Source organism: Halorhodospira neutriphila (assembly GCF_016584055.1).
Lineage (GTDB): Bacteria > Pseudomonadota > Gammaproteobacteria > Nitrococcales > Halorhodospiraceae > Halorhodospira > Halorhodospira neutriphila.
In genome coordinates, this window is the sequence record NZ_NRSH01000209.1 from 1 (window position 1) to 2,112 (window position 2,112).

Consider the following 2,112-nt stretch of genomic DNA (forward strand, 5'->3'; position numbering starts at 1 on the left):
CGCAGCGCTCGGGCCAGCACCGCGCCGGGGAGCTCACGGCGGAGCAGGAGGGGCGCTTTCAGCGCTTCTGGTCGATCTACCCGCGGCGGGTGGCGAAGGCCGACGCCCGCCGGGCCTGGGCGCAGGTCGATCCGGACGAGGCGCTGACCGAGCGCATCTGCGCCGCCGTCGAGGCCGCCAGCAAGAGCGCGCAGTGGCGCCGCGAGGGCGGACGGTACATCCCCTACCCGGCGACCTGGCTGCGCCGGGAGGGGTGGGAGGACGAGCACCAGCCGCAGCTCCCCGCCGAGCGGGGGGAGAGCGCCGATGAGCGCGTCCAGGGGACGGTGGCGGCGGTGCAGCGGCTCTTCGGCGAGCAGAAGGGAGGCGAGCAGTCGTGAGGGAGCAGACCTTCGGCGAGGCGATGGCGTACCTGGCGGCGGCGTACCGCCGGGAGATCACCCAGGAGCAGGCGGCGGTGTACTGGGACCAGCTCCAGGACCTCGAGGACGATCCCTTCATGACGGCGGTCAAGATGACCGTCCAGACGGAGGATCGGCTGCCCTCGGTGGCGACGCTGCGCTACGCCTACCGCGAGGAGCGGCGCCGCGCCCGGCAGGCGCAGCCGCCACCGAGCCTGCCGCCGCCGATGGATCCAGAGGTGGCGCGCTACTACATCGAGCGGATGCGCGCGATGCTGCGATGAGCGGGCGGCTGCCGCGCCGGCCGCTGGAGTGGGCCGAGCGCATCCTAGCGGAGCCGCGCCGCGCGGAGCGGCGTCGGCTCCTGGCGCAGGTGCCCGGCGCCTACCGGGAGACGGTGCGCCGGGTCGTGGAGCGGGAGTTTCAACGCAGGCGCAAAGGGAGGAGCTGATGGACCAGCGCTTCTTCACGGTCCGCGCGGCGGCAGCGCCGCCGGGGCGGCCCAGCCGCAGGGCTGCTGGCTGGGACTTGCGTGCCGCGGCGGAGCGCCGGATCGAGCCGGAGGATCGCGCCCTGGTGCCGACCGGCTACGGCGTCCGCCTCGGCCCTGGCGAGGTCGGCCTCGTCTGCCCGCGCGCCGGGCTCGCCGTCCACTACGGGGTGACCGTGCTCGATGCCCCCGCCGTAATCCCCAGGGACAAGCGGGGCGAGATCACCGTCGTGCTGCACAATCACGGCGCCTACCCGGTGGACATCAGCGCCGGCGAGCCCGTGGCGCAGCTGCTGATCGTGCCGCTGGCCGCGGCCGGCGCGGTGGCGGATGCGTAGCCAGCCGAGCGAGCACGAGGAGCAGGCGGCGCTGTTCCGCTGGGCAGCGCTCCAGCAGCGGCGCCGCCCGGAGCTGGCGCTGCTCCACGCCATCCCCAACGGCGGCGACCGCCACCCGGCGGTGGCCGCCCGGCTGCAGGCCGAGGGCGTGCGCGCCGGCGTGCCCGACCTCTGCCTGCCGGTCGCCCGCGGCGGCTGGCACGGCCTCTATGTCGAGCTGAAGACGCGCCGGGGGCGGCCCTCCCGGCGCCAGCGCGCGTGGCTGCGGGCGCTGCGGGCGCAGGGCTACCGCGCCGAGCTCTGCCGCGGCTGGCCCCAGGCCCGGGCGGTGATCGAGTCGTACCTGGACGGGGCGCCGAGCGCGGGGGCGGCCCCCGTCCAGCGCGAGGGCCCCCGCGGAGAAGGAGCGGCATGATGACGGAACCGGCACGCAGCGTAGTCCAGGGCCAGGAGGCGGGGGCGCCCGCCCGGGTCGCCTCGGGGGTCGACAGGCTCCCCCTGGAGCTCAAGAAGGTGGTCACCACCAGCGAGGGCAAGCTGCAGATCGCCCTCGAGTCGGACTCGCTCTCCGACGAGACGGTCGAGCAGGTCAAGGAGCTGCTCAGCCTCCAGCAGGGGCTGGTGCGGGTGAGCTTCGCGCCGGTGCAGGGCGAGCTCTTCGACGCCTAGCCGTGCGCCGCGCGGTGATCGGCGCGCTCCTCGGGCTGGTGCCGGCGCTCGCCGGCGCCGGGCCTGAGGGGCCGCTGGAGAAGGCCCTGGCGCTGGTCCTCGAGGTCCACCCCGAGGTCGAGGCCCGGCGCGAGGCGCTTCAGGCCGCCGCGGACCGGCCGGGGTGGTCCTCCGAGGTCGCGCTCTCGCTCTCCCAGGGCGAGTCGGCCTACGG

Annotated in this window: 7 protein-coding genes; all 7 read left to right on the top strand. The window is 75.8% G+C overall.

Annotated elements, in window-relative coordinates:
- Nucleotides 1-380 (top strand): hypothetical protein (locus CKO13_RS11790; RefSeq protein ID WP_200261271.1); only part of this gene is annotated, 380 nt, incomplete at its 5' end.
- On the top strand, nt 377-685 hold the full coding sequence (locus tag CKO13_RS11795) for a hypothetical protein (protein ID WP_200261273.1): 309 nt from the start codon (nt 377-379) through the stop codon (nt 683-685). The genes CKO13_RS11790 and CKO13_RS11795, both read left to right, overlap by 4 nt.
- Nucleotides 682-852 carry a hypothetical protein gene (locus CKO13_RS11800; protein ID WP_200261275.1) on the top strand — a complete coding sequence of 57 codons (171 nt, stop codon included), beginning with the start codon at nt 682-684 and terminating at the stop codon, nt 850-852. Before CKO13_RS11795 ends, CKO13_RS11800 begins: the two co-directional genes overlap by 4 nt.
- Nucleotides 852-1,229: a dCTP deaminase/dUTPase family protein gene (locus tag CKO13_RS11805; RefSeq protein WP_200261277.1), complete on the top strand. Its 378-nt coding sequence runs from the start codon at nt 852-854 to the stop codon at nt 1,227-1,229. Before CKO13_RS11800 ends, CKO13_RS11805 begins: the two co-directional genes overlap by 1 nt.
- Nucleotides 1,222-1,644 (top strand): VRR-NUC domain-containing protein, encoded by a 423-nt coding sequence (locus CKO13_RS11810; RefSeq protein ID WP_200261279.1) that lies wholly within the window; start codon nt 1,222-1,224, stop codon nt 1,642-1,644. The genes CKO13_RS11805 and CKO13_RS11810 overlap by 8 nt, the downstream gene beginning before the upstream one ends.
- Entirely contained in the window at nt 1,644-1,898 is a 255-nt protein-coding gene (locus CKO13_RS11815; protein WP_200261281.1) for a hypothetical protein, read from the top strand. Before CKO13_RS11810 ends, CKO13_RS11815 begins: the two co-directional genes overlap by 1 nt.
- A 2-nt stretch (nt 1,899-1,900) precedes the next feature.
- On the top strand, nt 1,901-2,112 hold a 212-nt coding region (locus tag CKO13_RS11820; protein ID WP_207132213.1), incomplete at its 3' end, for a hypothetical protein.

Bases quoted from the DNA above. Each gene is read 5' to 3' on its own strand.
- CKO13_RS11800 (WP_200261275.1), top strand. From the start codon at position 682: ATGAGCGGGCGGCTGCCGCGCCGGCCGCTGGAGTGGGCCGAGCGCATC.
- CKO13_RS11805 (WP_200261277.1), top strand. From the start codon at position 852: ATGGACCAGCGCTTCTTCACGGTCCGCGCGGCGGCAGCGCCGCCGGGG.
- CKO13_RS11810 (WP_200261279.1), top strand. From the start codon at position 1,222: ATGCGTAGCCAGCCGAGCGAGCACGAGGAGCAGGCGGCGCTGTTCCGC.
- CKO13_RS11815 (WP_200261281.1), top strand. From the start codon at position 1,644: ATGACGGAACCGGCACGCAGCGTAGTCCAGGGCCAGGAGGCGGGGGCG.